Genomic DNA, 16,028 nt, shown 5'->3' on the forward strand with positions numbered 1-16,028 from the left:
GGGAGGTGCGGCGCCGGACGGTTCAAGACGGTTCGGCTCAGACGTTGACGCCGAAGTCCTGCGCGATGCCGCGCAGGCCCGAGGCGTAGCCCTGGCCGACGGCGCGGAACTTCCACTCGGCGCCGTGGCGGTACAGCTCGCCGAAGACCATGGCGGTCTCGGTCGAGGCGTCCTCGGAGAGGTCGTACCGGGCGATCTCGGCGCCGCCGGCCTGGTTCACGACGCGGATGAACGCGTTGCGCACCTGGCCGAAGGACTGCTGGCGGTTCTCGGCGTCGTAGATCGACACCGGGAAGACGATCTTGGCCACGTCGGCCGGCACGGTGGCCAGGCTGACCTTGACCTGCTCGTCGTCGCCCTCGCCCTCACCGGTCAGGTTGTCACCGGTGTGCTCGACCGAGCCGTCGGCGCTCTTCAGGTTGTTGAAGAAGACGAAGTCCTGGTCGTTGCGGACCTTGCCCTCCTCGCTCACCAGGATGGCGCTGGCGTCGAGGTCGAAGTCCGTACCGGTGGTGGTGCGGACGTCCCAGCCCAGACCGACGGTCACGGCGGTGAGGCCAGGGGCCTCCTTGGTCAGCGAGACGTTGCCGCCCTTGCTGAGGCTGACTCCCACGAGTCCCTCCATACGTTTTCAGGGGCAGCGCCCCAGTCGTGCGTTGGCATCGGATCAACGACTGGATCCTAGTGACGGGTTCCCGGTCGAAACAGTCGATTCGACCGGTGATTCCGAGGGTGTCGGCGCCGGACCGGCTCAGATGGCGTCGAGCGCCTTCAGGTAGTCGCCGAGGTCGCGGGCGTCCGACAGGGCGTTGACGACCGTCCAGCGGACGACGCCGTCCCGGTCGATGACGAAGGTGCCGCGCACCGCGCAGCCCTTGTCCTCGTCGAAGACGCCGTAGGCGCGGGAGGCCTCGCCGTGCTTCCAGAAGTCGGAGAGCAGCGGGAAGTCCAGGTCCTCCTGGTCGGCGAAGACGCGCAGGGTGTGGATCGAGTCGTTGGAGACGGCCAGGAGCTGGGTGTCGTCGTTGACGAAGCTCGGCAGGTTGTCGCGCAGCTCGCGCAGCTCGCCGGTGCAGACGCCGGTGAACGCGAACGGGTAGAAGAGCAGCACCACGTTCTTCTCGCCGCGGAAGTCCGAGAGCCTCACGGTGCGCCCGTGGTTGTCCTTCAGCTCGAACTCCGGGGCCTTGGTGCCGACCTCGATGGCCATCGCGTACGCATCCCTTCGACGGACCCGGTCCTTGGGCCGAATCGGTGAGACCCACCCTACGGCCTGTGCACGAAAGCCCCCGCCGGCGGACCGGCGGGGGCTTCTCGCAGCGTGGTGATCAGCGCTTGGGGGCGGTCAGGCGGGTGCCCGTCCAGTCCTTGGCGACGCTGATGCTCTTGGTCTGGGAGAGACCAGCAGTCTGCGCGGCATCGTTGATGTCGGACGGCTCGATGTAGCCGTCACGGCCCGTCTTCGGCGTCAGCAGCCAGATGGTGCCACCGTCCTCCAGAAGACCGATGGAGTCCACCAGGGCGTCGGTGAGATCACCGTCCTCGTCGCGGAACCAGAGCACGACGGCGTCGGCGACGTCGTCGTAGTCCTCGTCCACGAGGTCCTGGCCGATGATGGACTCGATGCCTTCACGGAGATCCTGGTCGACGTCGTCGTCGTAACCGATCTCCTGGACCACCTGTCCGGGCTCGAACCCCAGCCTGCCGGCCGGGTTGGTCCGCTCCTCCGCGTGGTCCGCGGTCGCGCTCACGGCTTGCCTCCTGCTCATTCGGAAAATGCTGTGGGCCACGCGTAGGCGCGTGGCGCTGGCCGTAGTCCACACGTGCCGGGGCTGATCGCGCAAGTACCAGGCCGCGGAGACCGCCGAAACGGTGACGTTTGGGGCCGTCTCGCCCCAACTTTCGGCACGCTCGGAGCCTCCTTCGTGATCAGGCACACATGGTTCGTCCCGGTTTACTGACTTCTGCCGTTTCAGTCTGCCGAACGCCCGGACGAAACGCATGCGCGAGTTGGGCGTAAGGTTGCGATTTGACCGCACCCGGCGATGTGGAGGACACCCCTGGGGGTTACCCCCCGGTAAGTGTGACGACTGGCGTCGGCGGGGTACACGATGGACATCCCGACCACTCCGTGGCCCCGTGGGCACCACCGAACAGCGAAGGAAGAGCGTGGCTCCCGGATCCGATCGCAACCCGATCATCATTGGCGGCCTTCCCAGCCAGGTCCCGGATTTCGACCCGGAAGAGACCCAGGAATGGCTCGACTCCCTCGACGCGGCCGTCGACGAGCGGGGCCGTGAGCGGGCCCGCTACCTCATGCTCCGACTGATCGAGCGGGCCCGTGAAAAGCGCGTGGCCGTGCCCGAGATGCGCAGCTCGGACTACGTCAACACCATCGCCACCAAGGACGAGCCCTTCTTCCCCGGCAACGAGGAGATCGAGCGCAGGGTCCTCAACGCCACCCGGTGGAACGCGGCCGTGATGGTCTCGCGCGCCCAGCGCCCGGGCATCGGCGTCGGCGGCCACATCGCGACCTTCGCCTCCTCCGCCTCGCTCTACGACGTGGGCTTCAACCACTTCTTCCGCGGCAAGGACGAGGGCGACGGCGGCGACCAGATCTTCTTCCAGGGGCACGCCTCCCCGGGCATCTACGCCCGCGCCTACCTCTTGGACCGACTGAACGACACCCAGCTCGACGGCTTCCGCCAGGAGAGGTCGAAGTTCCCGAACGGCCTTTCGTCGTACCCGCACCCGCGGCTGATGCCGGACTTCTGGGAGTTCCCGACGGTGTCGATGGGCCTCGGCCCGCTCGGCGCGATCTACCAGGCGCGGATGAACCGGTACATGGAGGCGCGCGGCATCGCCGACACCTCCCGGTCCCACGTCTGGGCGTTCCTCGGCGACGGCGAGATGGACGAGGTCGAGTCGCTCGGCCAGCTCTCCATCGCCGCGCGCGAGGGCCTGGACAACCTGACCTTCGTCGTCAACTGCAACCTGCAGCGCCTCGACGGCCCGGTGCGCGGCAACGGCAAGATCATCCAGGAGCTGGAGTCGATCTTCCGGGGCAACGGCTGGAACGTCATCAAGCTGATCTGGGACCGCTCCTGGGACCCGCTGCTCGCACAGGACCGCGACGGCATCCTGGTCAACAAGCTGAACACCACCCCGGACGGCCAGTTCCAGACGTACGCGACGGAGACCGGCGGCTACATCCGGGACCACTTCTTCGGCGACGACCACCGGCTGCGGGCGATGGTCGAGGGCATGTCGGACCAGCAGGTCCTGCACCTGGGCCGCGGCGGCCACGACCACAAGAAGATCTACGCGGCGTACGCGGCGGCCAAGGCCCACGCGGGCCAGCCGACCGTGATCCTCGCCCAGACCGTCAAGGGCTGGACGCTGGGCCCGAACTTCGAGGGCCGCAACGCGACCCACCAGATGAAGAAGCTGACGGTCGACGACCTCAAGCGCTTCCGCGACCGGCTCCACATCCCGGTGACGGACCGGCAGTTGGAGGACGGCCTGCCGCCGTACTACCACCCGGGCCGGAACTCCGAGGAGATCCAGTACATGCACGACCGCCGCAAGGCGCTCGGCGGGTACGTGCCGACCCGTGTCGTCCGGGCGAAGCCGCTGGCCCTCCCCGACGACCAGACCTACGCAGCAGCCAGGAAGGGCTCCGGGCAGCAGTCGATCGCCACCACGATGGCGTTCGTCCGCATCCTGAAGGACCTCATGCGGGACAAGGAGATCGGCAAGCGCTTCGTGCTGATCGCCCCCGACGAGTACCGCACCTTCGGCATGGACGCGTTCTTCCCGAGCGCCAAGATCTACAACCCGCTGGGCCAGCAGTACGAGGCGGTGGACCGCGAACTCCTCCTCGCGTACAAGGAGTCGCCGACCGGCCAGATGCTGCACGACGGCATCTCCGAGGCCGGCTGCACGGCCTCGCTGATCGCCGCCGGATCGGCGTACGCCACGCACGGCGAGCCGCTGATCCCGGTGTACGTCTTCTACTCGATGTTCGGTTTCCAGCGGACCGGCGACCAGTTCTGGCAGATGGCGGACCAGCTGGCGCGCGGCTTCGTGCTCGGTGCCACCGCCGGCCGCACCACGCTGACCGGCGAGGGCCTCCAGCACGCGGACGGCCACTCGCACCTGATCGCCTCGACGAACCCGGCCTGCATCGCGTACGACCCGGCGTTCGGTTTCGAGATCGCGCACATCGTCAAGGACGGTCTGCGGCGGATGTACGGCTCCGCCGCCGAGGACGTCTTCTACTACCTGACCGTCTACAACGAGCCGATCCAGCACCCGGCCGAGCCCGCGGACGTGGACGTGGAGGGCATCCTCCAGGGCATCCACCGCTTCAAGCCGGCCGAGGCCGGCGCGATCCCGGCGCAGATCATGGCCTCGGGCGTCGCGGTGCCGTGGGCGATCGAGGCGCAGAAGATCCTCGCCGAGGAGTGGAACGTGCGGGCCGACGTCTGGTCCGCGACCTCCTGGACCGAGCTGCGCCGCGAGGCCGTGGCCGTCGAGGAGCACAACCTGCTCCACCCGGACGAGGAGCAGCGCGTCCCGTACGTGACGCGCAAGCTCCAGGGCGCCGGGGGTCCGTTCGTGGCGGTCTCGGACTGGATGCGGGCGGTGCCGGACCAGATCTCCCGCTGGGTGCCGGGCCAGTACACCTCGCTGGGCGCGGACGGCTTCGGCTTCGCGGACACGCGTGGCGCGGCCCGCCGCTACTTCCACATCGACGCCCAGTCGATCGTGCTGACCGTGCTGACCGAACTCGCCCGCGAGGGCAAGGTCGACCGCTCGGCCCTGAAGCAGGCCGTGGACCGCTACCAGCTGCTCGACGTGGCGGCCGCCGACCCCGGCGCCGCGGGCGGCGACGCCTGAGTCCGTCAGGCATAGCACCTGGTGAGGGGCGGTGGGGCCGGTGGCCTCGCCGCCCTTCGGCGTTCTCTACGATGCCCGGCATGAAGGATCGCTGGGAAGAGCGCACGCAGGTGCCGCTGCTTGTGCTGGCCGTGGCGTTCGGCATCGCGTACGCCGTGCCGATCGTCGCCCCCGGCGCCGACCCGTGGGTGCACCGGCTGTGCACCCACGTCGAGTGGACCGTGTGGGCGGCCTTCGCCCTGGACTACCTGGTCCGTCTCGCCATCGCCCCGGCCCGGTGGGCCTTCGTCCGCTCGCATCCCGTCGACCTGCTCGCGGTCCTGCTGCCGATGGTGCAGCCGCTGCGGCTGCTGCGGGTGGTCTCCACGCTCCTCCTGGTGGGCCGGCGGGCCCGGATGGCCCCGCAGATAACGCTCACCACCTATGTGGCGGGCGCGGTGGTCGGACTGATGATGTTCGGCTCGCTCGCCGTGCTGCACGTCGAGCGGGACGCCCCGGACGGCAACATCAAGACGCTCGGGGACGCGGTCTGGTGGTCGTTCACCACGATGACCACGGTCGGGTACGGCGACCACGCCCCGACCACCGGACTCGGCCGGGTCCTCGCGGTGGGCCTGATGCTCTCGGGCATCGCCCTGCTCGGTGTCGTCACCGCCAACATCGCGGCCTGGTTCATCGCCCGCTTCGACCGGGACGACGCGGTGGAGCGCCGGCAGACCGAGCTCCTGGAGGCGCTGACCACGGAGGTCCGCGAGCTGCGCGCGGAGGTGGCCCGGCTCTCGTGTCCGCCGCGGGCGCCCGCGGCGGACGGGACGCAGGAGCTGCCGGCCCCTACCGCTCCCAGATCTTGAACGCTCTGACCTCGTAGGGAGCCTGCGGCACCCAGGTCCCCCGGCCCGGGTAGGTCTCGAACTCGCCCGCCTCCGCGCACTCGGCGGACTGGTACGTGGTGACCGGCCGTCCCGTGCGGTTCGCCAGGGACTGGGCCGAGGTGCCCGCAGGCAGGGCGATGCAGCTGTCGATGTCCGTCGTGGCCAGCTCGTGGGTCTGCGCCCGGCCCTTGAAGTCGGGCTTGGACCAGAGGCAGAGCCGGCCGGGACCGCAGGCCCCGAGAACGGTCCCGGACTGCGCGGCCGCCACCGGGGCCGCCGAACCCGCCAAACCCGCCGAACCCGCCGGAGTCGCCGGGCCGGCCGCGACCGCCGGTTGCGCCCGTGCCGCCGGTGCCGCCGGTGCCGTCAGGACGGTGGTCGCGGCGGCGGCCAGGACGGCCGCCGTGGCGAGAAGAGTCTTCGTATACATGCTGATGAGCCCCCGTTTCGTCACTCTCTGTAACCACGAGCATGGCGGAGGTCGACGGGCTACGGAAGAGGGGCCGCCCCCGTTCACGCGAACGGGTGACGGCCCCCTACGGGAACCCTGACGGGAACGCGGACGGACGTCAGATGTGGCCGCCCATGCCGCCCGCCTCGGCGTTCTCGCCGCGCTTGGTGAGCGTGGCGACGAAGGCCGCGACGACGGCGACCCCGCCGGCGACGGTGAAGGCCAGGCCCATGCCGTCGAGGAAGGTGTCGTGGATGACTCCGGAGATCTTGTCGAAGAGGTCGGGGGTCATCCCCGGCGCCTTCGCCAGCTCCGCCGGGGCCATGCCGAACTCGGCCGCCTGCTCCAGGCGCGGGTCGGCCGGGACCGGGATGCCGGCCTCCTTCCAGTTCTCCGCGAAGGCGCCGGAGACCTTGGAGGACATGACGGCGCCGAGCACGGCCGTGCCGAGCGCGCCGCCGACCTGCATCGCGGCCTGCTGCAGGCCGCCCGCGACGCCGGAGAGCTCCAGCGGCGCGTTGCCGACGATGACCTCGGTGGCGCCGACCATGACCGGGGCGAGACCCAGGCCGAGCAGGGCGAACCAGAGGGACATGACGAGGGTGCCGGTGCCGGCGGAGAGCGTGATCATGCCGAACATGGCGACGGCCGTGCAGACCATGCCGCCGACCAGCGGCACGCGCGGGCCGAACTTGGTGATCAGCGCGCCGGCCAACGGCGAGGAGACGATCATCATCGCGGTCAGCGGCAGCAGGTGCAGGCCGCTGTCGACCGGGCTGAGCCCCTTCACGCCCTGGAGGTAGAAGGTCACGAAGAACAGGCCGCCCATGAAGGCGAAGGCCATCAGGACCATCAGCACCACGCCGGCCGACAGCGGCACGGAGCGGAACATGCCCAGCGGGACGAGCGGCTCCGCGACCTTGGTCTCCCAGAAGGCGAACACGGCGAAGAGCAGCAGCGCGCCGATCAGGCAGCCCCAGGTCTTGCCGCTGGTCCAGCCCCAGGACTCGCCGGCCTTGATGAGGCTCCAGACGAGGGAGGCCATGGCGCCGGAGAGCAGCAAGATGCCGACGACGTCGAAGGAGCGCGGCGCGTTCTCGGCGCGGTGGTCCTTGAGGATCACCAGGCCGAGGACGAGCGCGACGACGCCGACCGGCACGTTGACGAAGAACACGGACTGCCAGCTGACGTGCTCGACGAGCAGGCCGCCGACGATCGGGCCGCCGGCCGTGGAGGCGCCGATGACCATGCCCCAGATGCCGATCGCCATGTTCAGCTTCTCGGCCGGGAAGGTGGCGCGCAGCAGGCCGAGCGCGGCCGGCATGAGCAGGGCGCCGAACAGGCCCTGCAGGACGCGGAAGGCGATCACGGCGCCGATGGAGTCGGAGAGGCCGATCGCGCCGGAGGCGGCGGCGAAGCCGGCGATGCCGATGAGGAAGGTCTGGCGGTGGCCGAAGCGGTCGCCGAGCTTGCCGGCGGTGATCAGGGCGACGGCGAGGGCGAGCAGGTAGCCGTTGGTGATCCATTGGACCTGGGCGAGCGTGGCGCCGAGGTCGGTCTTGATGGCGGGGTTGGCGATGGCGACGATCGTGCCGTCGAGCGCCACCATCATGACGCCCACGGCGACGGCGAACAGGGTCAGCCACGGGTGCCCGCGCAGTCCCTTCGCCGGGACCGGATCGGGTTCCCGGACGCCCCCCTGACCCTGCGGGGTCTTTTCCACGGTGGTCTGACTAGTCATGCGAACGAGGCTAGTGACAGTCACTGACAATTGACAAAGCGGTTCACGCGTCGGTAACTGTCACGTAGCTCACAGGTACCCTGAGGCGGACCAAACGGCGGAAAAGAGGACCCCTACGTGACCGTGCCCGGCCTGCGCGAGCGCAAGAAGCGGCGCACGCGCGACGCGCTGATCCGGGAGGCCCTGGAGCGCTTCACGACCCAGGGGTACGAGGGGACCACCGTCGACGAGATCGTCGAGGCCGTCGAGGTCTCCCAGCGCACGTTCTTCCGCTACTTCTCCTCCAAGGAGGAGGTCGCCTTCGCCGTCCAGCAGATGGTGGAGGAGCGCTTCGTCCGCACCCTCGGCGAGCGCCCGCCGGACGAAGGACCGCTCGACGCGCTGCGCAACGCCGTCCTCTCCGCGTGGGACACCATCGGCGAGGCCATCACCGAGGTCGTGCCGGTCGAGCTGTACCTGCGGACGTTCCGGCTGATCGAGTCGACGCCCGCGCTGCTCGCCGTCCACCTGCGCCGCTCCACGGAGATGGAGGAGACGATCTCCCGGATCATCGCCGACCGCGAGGGCCTCGACGTGGACGAGGACCCGCGCCCCCGGATCGCGGTGGCGGCGTTCAGCGGCGTCATGCGGGTCACCGGGCAGTTGTGGGGCCGGGGCACGGACCAGAGCCTGGAGACCATCCGCGCCCTCACCGAGCAGTACCTCGACCACCTCGGCCCGGCACTGGCCCCGCACTGGCGGGACGCCCCCTAGCGGGGATGCGCCCCGATCGGGCCCCGCACCGGCGGGACGCGCCCTGGGAGGGGTGCCGCCGATCGGGCCGCGCGCCCGCGGGAGCGGTACGGCGAGGGGCTCGGCTCCGCTCCGTAACCCGCGCCCCGTAGGGTGGCGCCCCGTGACCTCAGCCGATGCCTCCCCCACCCTCACCGTCGCACGCGCCCTGCTGGCGCTCGGCGTGGTGTTCGTGCTCCTCGCGATCACCGGGTGGACGACGATCCGGCACCGGCCGGTGCCCGGCCCGTCGCGCGGGGCGGCCCTCGCCGCCTGGGCGCACGACCGGATCGACCACCGTCCGCTGCCCGACCCGGCGACCGCGCCGGCGCGTGCCGTCGCCGCGTTCTTCGCCGGACTCGGCTCCGCGCGCGGGGCCCGGCTCGCCGAGCGGCACCCGCTCGTCGTCGGCAACCTCAACGGCGCCCCGGTCACCCTGCGCTACCGCGCCAACCGGATCACGCTCGGCCGGGCGCTCGACGCCGAACGCAGCCGGGTCGACGACGCCCGGCTGTCCCCCGAGGGACGCCACGAGGCGCGCCGCCGGTTCGACCGCTTCGCGTCGCTGATGCGGCCGGGCCGCCAGATCCTCGCGTTCGACCCGACGGGTACGGGGCGGACGGCCGAGGTCCTCGGCGACCTGGACCGGGCCCGGCGGGTCTCGGTGATCGTGCCCGGCGTCGACACGAACCTGCTCACGTTCCAGAAGACCCGCGGCCGGTACGGGGCCCCGGAGGGCATGGCCAACGCGCTCTTCGCCGCCGAACGGCAGGCCTCGCCCCGCGCCCGCGTGGCGGTGATCGCGTGGGCCGACTTCACCTCGCCCGCCGGAGTCGGTGTCGACGCGGCGACCGGCCGACTGGCCGAAAGCGGCGCCGTGCGGCTCGTGGAGCTGACCGAGGCGCTCCCCGGGGACGCGCGCGTGGCGCTGTTCTGCCACAGCTACGGCTCCGTGCTGTGCGGGGTCGCCGCGCCGAGGCTGCCCGCCCGGGTGACGGACGTCGCCGTGGCCGGGAGCCCCGGCATGCGGGTGGAGCGGGCGACCGAGCTCGCCACCCACGCGCGCGTGTGGGCGATGCGGGACGCCGACGACTGGATCGCCGACGTGCCCCACCTGGAGCTGGGCGGGGTCGGGCACGGCGCCGACCCGGTGGCCCCGGAGTTCGGGGCGCGGCTGCTCTCGGCGGACGGCGCGGTCGGCCACAGCGGTTATTTCGCGCCCGGCACGGAAAGCCTCGGGAACTTCGCCGCGATAGGCGTCGGCGCCTTCCCGAGTGTCGTCTGCGCACGTGCCGACAGCGCTTGCCACGACGGAATATCCGGCGCGGAAGGGTCCTGACGCGCGTAGATCCCGCGATTTCCGGACCTTTCACAGGGGCGACGCAGCGGCACGCGCCGCTTACGATGAGGCGTATGGGTGATGTGCTGGCCGGAAATCATGCCACCTGGGAGTTCGAGAGCGACGCCCTCCTCATCCGTTTCGATCGGGGGAACCGCACGCCGAAGCTCCTCAGTGTGCTGCGCGAACGACGAGTACCGCACGAGGCGTTGGCGTCCGTGACGCTGACGCCCGGCAAGCGGGGCACCGTGGTGCTGCACGCGGTGCCGAGACCGGGCGCCGATCCGCTGATGGAAGTGGCCGCGGGGCAGCTCAAGGAGGCCTGCGACCCGTACCGGCTCGTGCTGCCCGCGGATCGGGAGACGCTCGCCGAGTACTACCGGGACGAGCTGCGGGCCCGCCTCCCGGCGGACGCCGTGACCATGGTCGACCCCTTGAGCACGGGCGCCCCCTTGAGCCCGATCGACCCCCTCGACGCGATCGACCGCCTGAGCGCGGTCGCGCCGCGGGACCCGATCGACGCCACGGGCGCGGTCGACGCCGCGGCCGGTACGGACGTCGGGGCCGCGGGGGCCCCGACGCCCGTCGACCGGTTCCTGGTGGCGCCGCCGCAGGGGCCGCAGTCGTTCAAGACGTACGACGGGAAGGCGAGTTTCGACGGGGTCTCCGAGGTCTCGTTCCGCTGGTCGTGGACCGGGGCGTCGACCGAGAAGTGGAAGGCGGGCGACCAGACCTTCTCGGTGCGGGACCTGTGCGGGGTGGAGTGGCGTTCGCCGGAGGTCCTCGACGGGTACCTGCGCCTGGTGCCCCGGGGCGGGGCGCCGCGGCCGACGCAGCCCGACCTCGACCCGGCGTCGGTCGTCTTCGGCCTCGGCTACGGGCCGGTGCACCTGTCGCTCCCCTTCGCCGCGGCGGTCCTCGCCGCGATCCGGGGCCGCGCCGCGGACCGCGTGCCCGTCCCGGTCGCCGTTCCGGCCGGGATGCGGGACGGGGCGAGCCGTGACCCCGGGGCGGTGGCGGAACGGATCCGGCACCTGGGCGAGCTGCACCAGGCGGGTCTGGTGACGGACGCGGAGTTCTCGGCGAAGAAGGCGGAGCTCCTCGCGGAGCTCTGACCGGAGCTCCGACCGGCGCTCCGACCGGCGCTCCGACCGGCGCTCTGAGCGGCGCTCCGACCGGTGCTCCGACGGAAGGAACCGGTGCACCGGGACCGGAGGTCATACCCCGGTATCAGGCCGCACCCCGGTCCCCGGTATGACGTCGGGGGCGGGGTGCGCTGCCTACCCTGAGCGGGTCATGGCTACCGAACCGCGGCCCGAGCCGCCCACCGCCCGCCCGCCCGCCGGACGCCCGCCCACCGTCCGCCCGCCGGACCGACGGCCGCCCGCCGGCGGTCCGTCCGGTGCCCGCCGGATCCGTGTCCGAAGGCTCACCGCCCGGACGAGGGGGATGTTCCAGGGGCTCGGGTCCGCGCTGACCACGCCGTCGACGCCGGGGGCGCCGCTGCTCGCCGACGCGTCCTCGCGGTGGGTGCGACTGCTGCCGTACGCCGTGGCGTTCGCGTGTGTCGCGGCCCTCCTTCCCTCGTCGATCGTGCTGTTCATCGGGGACTACGGGGTCAACGGCGCCCTCGCCGGAGCGCTCGGCACCGCGCAGACGCTGCCGCTGCTGCTCGCCGTCGCCCGTCCCCTCCAGGCGTGGTGGATCGTCTTCGCCGCCGATGTGCTGGGCGCGCTGGTGCTGCTCGGCGCGGACGGCACGCGGGCGGACTACTGGCCGTGGCCGCCGCCGGTGCTCATCGGCTACTGCGTGCTGATGGTCGCGCTCGGCCTGCGCGAGTCGCGCCGGGCGCTGTTCGGCGTGTGGCTCGCCACCGGGGTGGCCGGCTACGTCCTGGAGGCGTTCCGGCCGGACGGGTACACCAGCATCCACACCCTGCTGCTGGTGCTGAGCGGGGTGCTGCTGCTCCTCACCTCGGCGGTGCGTGCCCGGGGCGACGCGCAGCGGCGGCTCGTGGAGCAGGAGACGATCAGCGAGGCGGAGCGGGCCCGCCGCACGCTCCTGGAGGAGCGGGCGAGGATCGCGCGCGAGCTGCACGACGTGGTGGCCCACCACATGTCCGTGATCACCGTGCAGGCCGACTCGGCGCCGTACCGCATCCCGGAGCTTCCGGACGCGGCCCGCGAGGAGTTCACCTCGATCGCGGCGAGCGCGCGCGAGTCGCTGGCCGAGATGCGGCGGCTGCTGTCGGTGCTGCGCAGTGACGGCGGCGAGGGCGAGCGGGCGCCGCAGCCGGGCCTGGACCGGGTCCAGCAGCTGGTCGAGGCGACCGTACGGGCCGGGGTGCCGGCCGAGTTGCGGCTCGCCGCCGATCTCGGGGACGTACCGCAGGCGGTCGACCTGTCGGCGTACCGGATCGTGCAGGAGGCGCTGGCGAACGTGGTGCGGCACGCGCCGGGGGCGTCGACCCGGGTGTCGGTGCGGGCGGAGGACGGGTGGCTGACGGTCCTCGTCGTCAACGGGCCCGCGACGGAGCCGGGTTCCGCGGTGGAGCGCGGCGCGGCGGGCACCGGGCACGGGCTCGTCGGGATGCGGGAGCGCGTACGGTTGACCGGCGGCTCGCTCGACACCGGGCCGCTGCCGGACGGCGGTTTCCGGGTGGCCGCGCGGCTGCCCCTGGCGCCGGACCCGGTGCCGTCCGCGGACCCGGTGCCGTCCGCGGACCCGGCCCGATCGACGGCACACGCCGGGCCGGCGCCCGCCACGACCCCGGAGGACCCCGAGTGACCATCCGCGTGATCATCGTCGACGACCAGGCCATGGTGCGGGCCGGTTTCGCCGCGCTGCTCGCCGCCCAGCCCGACATCGACGTGGTCGGCGAGGCCCCCGACGGCCGCGCCGGCGTGGAGGTGGCGCGGTCGGCGCATCCGGACGTGGTGCTGATGGACGTGCGGATGCCGGAGCTCGACGGGCTCGCGGCGGCGCGGGAGATCCTGCACCCGCCGGCCGGTGTCACGCACCGGCCGAAGGTGCTGATGCTGACCACCTTCGACGTCGACGACTACGTGTACGAGGCGCTGCGGGCGGGCGCGTCCGGCTTCCTCCTGAAGGACGCGCCGCCCGCCGACCTCATCGCGGCGGTACGGGTGGTGGCGGCCGGCGAGGCGCTGCTCGCCCCGTCCGTGACCCGGCGCCTGATCGCCGACTTCGCCGCGTCCCGCCCCGCGCCGCGCCGCGACACGACCGCGCTGCGCCTCAACGGCCTCACCCCGCGCGAGACCGAGGTCCTGGAGCTGATCGCGCGGGGCCTGTCCAACCAGGAGATCGCGGACCACCTGGTGCTCGCCGAGCAGACGGTGAAGACCCACATCGGGCGCGTCCTCGCCAAGCTCGACCTGCGCGACCGGGCGCAGGCGGTGGTCTTCGCGTACGAGTCGGGGCTGGTCACCCCGGGCGACTCGGGCCGCTGACCGCGGACGCCGCCGGGCCGCCCCCGGCGACCTCGACTGCCGACCCCGAACGACTCCGGGCCACCCTCGGCGACCTCGACCACCGCCCCCGAACGATTCCAGGCCCTCCCAACCCTCGCACCCGGGGGAAAACCCCACCCCTCTCCGGGGGTTGGCGGCTCCTCCACCCCCTACTCCGGTATCAGACGGGAGTTGGCCCCCGGGTGTGACGTGTCGTCACCCGTCGCCTTCCTACCTTCCTCTCGCCGACGAACGAGCGAGTACCGGAGAGGGAGGGCGACCCCATGCGCCGCTTTGCGAGGACCTTGACCACCGTGGCCCTGGTGGCCGCCGCGATCACGGGGACGGCCGGCTGGGCGTCCGGGAACGCGCAGGAGGCCGTGACCGGGGCGCCGGTGGGGACGGGGGCGTGGCGGGCGGCGGGGCTGCCGGACCCGGAGCGGATGGGGCCGGCCGAGGTGGCGCGGTACTTCGCGGGCCTGAGCCCCGTACGGCAGAGGGAGCTGGCCCGGACGCACCCGACGGTCGTCGGGAACCTGGACGGCGCGCCGCTGGAGCTGCGGTACGAGGCCAACGGGCGTTCCGTGCGCGGGGAGTTCGGCGGGGCGCGGGTGCTGGCCCACGATCCGCGCGGCCGGGGGCAGGTGGCCCTGGTGTACGGGGACCTGGCGCGGGCGGAGCACGTGGCGGTGATCGTGCCGGGGTCCGACGTGGACGCCGGTCACGTGCGGCCCCTCGCGGACATGGCGACCGCGCTGCGCCGGGCGACCGGCGAGCGTACGGCGGTCGTCGCCTGGGTCGGGTACACGACCCCCGTCGGGGTCGGTCCGGACGCGGCCACCGGACGGCTCGCCGAGGCCGGGGCGGCGCGGCTGACCCGGTTCGCGGACGGCCTCGCGGCGGTCGGCGCGGCCGAGCCGGCGGTGTTCTGCCACAGCTACGGCTCCGTCGTCTGCGGCCTCGCCGCCCGCGACCTGAAGGCCGGGGACATCGTCGTCTTCGGCTCCCCCGGGATGCGCGCCGGGAACGTCGCCGAGCTCGGCACCTCCGCCCGCGTCTGGGCGGCGAAGGACCCCACCGACTGGATCGACCGGGTCCCGAACGTCGAGGTCGCGGGCCTCGGGCACGGCACCGACCCCACCGACCCGGCCTTCGGGGCCCGCCGGATCCCGGCCGACGACGCCGTCGGCCACGGCGGCTACTTCGCCGCGGGCACCGGCTCCCTGCGCGCCTTCGCCGCGATCGCCGAGGGGGACGTCCGATGAGCGCCCTCGCCACCGCGGCCCGGAGGACGGCCGCCAGGATCGAGTCCGGCACCCCCGCCCACCGCGACCGGGCGATCGACGGGCTCCGCGCCCTCGCGCTGCTCGCCGTGCCGACCGGGCACTGGCTGCTCGGCGGCTTCACGCTCTCCGCCGACGGGGCGATCCACAACGCGAGCCCGCTGGGCGCCTTCGCCGGGCTCGCCCCGGTCAGCTGGATCCTCCAGATGCTGGGGATCTTCTTCCTCGTCGGCGGCTACGCCTCGGTCCTGTCGTACCGGCGCCGCAAGGGTTCCACGGGCGAGTGGCTGAAGGGCCGGCTGGCCCGGCTCGGCCGCCCGGTCCTCGGGGTCACCGCCGTGTGGGCGGCGCTGCTGCCGCTGCTCCACTTCGGCGCCGGGGTGCCCGTGGACACCCTGCGGACGGCGTCGACGCTGGTGATCCAGCCGCTGTGGTTCGTCGGCGTGTACACGGTGGTCACCGCGCTGACCCCGTACTGCGTCCGGCTCGCCCGCCGGCTCGGCGTGTGGGCCGCGGCGCCGCTGCTCGCGTCGGTCGCCGTGGTCGACTTCCTGCGGTACGGGCCGTACGCCGACGCCGTGCCGTCCTGGCTGAGCCTCTTGAACATCCTGCCCGGCTGGCTGTTCGCCTACCAGCTCGGCGTCTCATGGGGCGAGGGGCGGGTCACCCGGCGGCACGCGTGGGCGCTGCTGCTCGGCGGGGCCGCGCTCTTCGCCGCGCTCCTGGTGTTCTTCGGCTACCCGGCGTCGATGGTCGGCGTCCCCGGTGAGGCCCGCACCAACTCGCACCCGCCGTCGCTGCTCGTCCTCGCCCTCGCCGCCGCGCAGAGCGGCGCGGCGGTCCTGCTCCGCGACCGGCTCGGCGCGCTCCTGAGGCGGCCGGCGCTGTGGGCGCCCGTCGTGGTCGTCAACCTGTCCGCGATGACGATCCTGTGCTGGCACCAGACGGCGATGCTCGCGGCCGCGATCCCGGGCTCGTACCTCGGGGAGGTCCCGGGGCTCGTCGGAGCGCCGGACTCGGTCGGCTGGATCCTCGCCCGGCTGGCGTGGATGCCGGTCTTCGCCGGGCTCCTCGTCCTCGTCGGGCGGTACGCGCGGGGTTTCGAGTCCCCGTGGGCGAAGACCGGACCGGCCCGCCGCACCGCGGCGGGGCTGCTCGCGGCGGGCTTCGCGGTCTTCGCCCTGGGGCTCGCGTGATCG

General features: G+C 72.6%; 14 protein-coding genes. 9 read left to right on the forward strand and 5 right to left on the reverse strand.

What is annotated here, in order from left to right; translation table 11 throughout:
• Positions 1–37 precede the first annotated feature (37 nt).
• From ACFCY7_RS19990 to ACFCY7_RS20000, 3 genes are all read right to left on the reverse strand, one after another.
• Positions 38–613: a TerD family protein gene (locus ACFCY7_RS19990; protein ID WP_026058190.1), complete on the reverse strand. Its 576-nt coding sequence runs from the start codon at positions 611–613 to the stop codon at positions 38–40.
• A 138-nt stretch (positions 614–751) separates the two neighbouring features.
• The gene (locus ACFCY7_RS19995; protein WP_376486822.1) at positions 752–1,210 is read right to left on the reverse strand and encodes a peroxiredoxin; all 459 of its coding nucleotides are present in this window, start codon (positions 1,208–1,210) and stop codon (positions 752–754) included.
• A gap of 118 nt (positions 1,211–1,328) precedes the next feature.
• Positions 1,329–1,751 (reverse strand): DUF3052 domain-containing protein, encoded by a 423-nt coding sequence (locus ACFCY7_RS20000; protein ID WP_367825456.1) that lies wholly within the window; start codon positions 1,749–1,751, stop codon positions 1,329–1,331.
• Between the two features lie 418 nt (positions 1,752–2,169).
• Between ACFCY7_RS20000 and aceE the strand changes: the two genes are divergently transcribed.
• Positions 2,170–4,902 (forward strand): pyruvate dehydrogenase (acetyl-transferring), homodimeric type, encoded by a 2,733-nt coding sequence (gene aceE / locus ACFCY7_RS20005; protein WP_376486824.1) that lies wholly within the window; start codon positions 2,170–2,172, stop codon positions 4,900–4,902.
• An 80-nt stretch (positions 4,903–4,982) separates the two neighbouring features.
• Positions 4,983–5,753 carry a potassium channel family protein gene (locus tag ACFCY7_RS20010; protein WP_376486826.1) on the forward strand — a complete coding sequence of 257 codons (771 nt, stop codon included), beginning with the start codon at positions 4,983–4,985 and terminating at the stop codon, positions 5,751–5,753.
• Here the strand turns inward: ACFCY7_RS20010 and ACFCY7_RS20015 are convergent.
• Both ACFCY7_RS20015 and ACFCY7_RS20020 read right to left on the reverse strand, forming a co-directional pair.
• A complete protein-coding gene (locus ACFCY7_RS20015) occupies positions 5,734–6,204 on the reverse strand; it encodes a peptidase inhibitor family I36 protein (RefSeq protein WP_376486829.1) in 471 nt (156 codons plus the stop codon). The genes ACFCY7_RS20010 and ACFCY7_RS20015 overlap by 20 nt on opposite strands.
• 139 nt (positions 6,205–6,343) lie before the next feature.
• On the reverse strand, positions 6,344–7,837 hold the full coding sequence (locus ACFCY7_RS20020) for an MFS transporter (RefSeq protein WP_376486923.1): 1,494 nt from the start codon (positions 7,835–7,837) through the stop codon (positions 6,344–6,346).
• Positions 7,838–8,083: 246 nt separating this feature from the next.
• On the opposite strand from ACFCY7_RS20020, the gene ACFCY7_RS20025 reads away from it, so the two are divergent.
• From ACFCY7_RS20025 to ACFCY7_RS20055, 7 genes are all read left to right on the forward strand, one after another.
• The gene (locus tag ACFCY7_RS20025) at positions 8,084–8,719 is read left to right on the forward strand and encodes a TetR/AcrR family transcriptional regulator (protein ID WP_376486831.1); all 636 of its coding nucleotides are present in this window, start codon (positions 8,084–8,086) and stop codon (positions 8,717–8,719) included.
• A gap of 142 nt (positions 8,720–8,861) precedes the next feature.
• Positions 8,862–10,076, forward strand: coding sequence for an alpha/beta hydrolase (locus ACFCY7_RS20030; RefSeq protein ID WP_376486833.1), 1,215 nt, complete (start codon positions 8,862–8,864; stop codon positions 10,074–10,076).
• 74 nt (positions 10,077–10,150) lie between these two features.
• Positions 10,151–11,191: a DUF4429 domain-containing protein gene (locus tag ACFCY7_RS20035; protein WP_376486836.1), complete on the forward strand. Its 1,041-nt coding sequence runs from the start codon at positions 10,151–10,153 to the stop codon at positions 11,189–11,191.
• Positions 11,192–11,372: 181 nt separating this feature from the next.
• Positions 11,373–12,863 carry a sensor histidine kinase gene (locus ACFCY7_RS20040; RefSeq protein WP_376486839.1) on the forward strand — a complete coding sequence of 497 codons (1,491 nt, stop codon included), beginning with the start codon at positions 11,373–11,375 and terminating at the stop codon, positions 12,861–12,863.
• Positions 12,860–13,546 (forward strand): response regulator, encoded by a 687-nt coding sequence (locus ACFCY7_RS20045; protein WP_376486841.1) that lies wholly within the window; start codon positions 12,860–12,862, stop codon positions 13,544–13,546. The genes ACFCY7_RS20040 and ACFCY7_RS20045 overlap by 4 nt, the downstream gene beginning before the upstream one ends.
• Before the next feature lie 284 nt (positions 13,547–13,830).
• Positions 13,831–14,811 carry an alpha/beta hydrolase gene (locus ACFCY7_RS20050; RefSeq protein WP_376486844.1) on the forward strand — a complete coding sequence of 327 codons (981 nt, stop codon included), beginning with the start codon at positions 13,831–13,833 and terminating at the stop codon, positions 14,809–14,811.
• Entirely contained in the window at positions 14,808–16,025 is a 1,218-nt protein-coding gene (locus ACFCY7_RS20055) for an acyltransferase (protein WP_376486846.1), read from the forward strand. The genes ACFCY7_RS20050 and ACFCY7_RS20055 overlap by 4 nt, the downstream gene beginning before the upstream one ends.
• Positions 16,026–16,028 lie beyond the last annotated feature (3 nt).

The sequence above is a fragment of the Streptomyces sp. NPDC056361 genome, from assembly GCF_042262805.1.
Classification (GTDB): domain Bacteria; phylum Actinomycetota; class Actinomycetes; order Streptomycetales; family Streptomycetaceae; genus Streptomyces.

What these genes read in the sequence shown, in the direction of transcription:
- ACFCY7_RS19995 (WP_376486822.1), bottom strand. Translation starts at nt 1,210, where the DNA reads ATGGCCATCGAGGTCGGCACCAAGGCCCCGGAGTTCGAGCTGAAGGAC.
- ACFCY7_RS20010 (WP_376486826.1), top strand. Translation starts at nt 4,983, where the DNA reads ATGAAGGATCGCTGGGAAGAGCGCACGCAGGTGCCGCTGCTTGTGCTG.
- ACFCY7_RS20015 (WP_376486829.1), bottom strand. Translation starts at nt 6,204, where the DNA reads ATGTATACGAAGACTCTTCTCGCCACGGCGGCCGTCCTGGCCGCCGCC.
- ACFCY7_RS20020 (WP_376486923.1), bottom strand. Translation starts at nt 7,837, where the DNA reads ATGATGGTGGCGCTCGACGGCACGATCGTCGCCATCGCCAACCCCGCC.
- ACFCY7_RS20035 (WP_376486836.1), top strand. Translation starts at nt 10,151, where the DNA reads ATGGGTGATGTGCTGGCCGGAAATCATGCCACCTGGGAGTTCGAGAGC.
- ACFCY7_RS20040 (WP_376486839.1), top strand. Translation starts at nt 11,373, where the DNA reads ATGGCTACCGAACCGCGGCCCGAGCCGCCCACCGCCCGCCCGCCCGCC.
- ACFCY7_RS20050 (WP_376486844.1), top strand. Translation starts at nt 13,831, where the DNA reads ATGCGCCGCTTTGCGAGGACCTTGACCACCGTGGCCCTGGTGGCCGCC.
- ACFCY7_RS20055 (WP_376486846.1), top strand. Translation starts at nt 14,808, where the DNA reads ATGAGCGCCCTCGCCACCGCGGCCCGGAGGACGGCCGCCAGGATCGAG.